Genomic DNA, 244 nt, shown 5'->3' with positions numbered 1-244 from the left:
ACGTTGTACTCGGTCACTGCGCCCGGATCTCCCAGCCATTCGGTAACGTAGCCGGCACCGATGCCCATGGAGAGCATGCCGTGCGCGACGACGTCCGGCAAGCCGGCAAGTCGTGCGACCTCGTCACTGAAGTGAATCGGATTGGGATCTCCCGAAACACCCGCGTAGTTGGCGAGGTTTCCACGCGTCAGGGTGACGGACTTCTCGGGGAGAAGTTCGCCGACACTCACGTCGGAAAATTTAC

Annotated in this window: 1 protein-coding gene; it reads right to left on the bottom strand. The window is 60.7% G+C overall.

Annotated features, from left to right (window positions below; translation table 11 throughout):
- On the bottom strand, positions 1–244 hold a 244-nt coding region (locus ACKRDP_RS10035), incomplete at both ends, for a MaoC/PaaZ C-terminal domain-containing protein (protein ID WP_409154639.1).

This window comes from Pampinifervens navoyensis (assembly GCF_046159715.1).
Lineage (GTDB): Bacteria > Aquificota > Aquificia > Aquificales > Aquificaceae > Pampinifervens.
The sequence above is the reverse complement of the archived record's forward strand: the minus strand, read 5'-3'. Positions and strand labels throughout refer to the sequence as shown.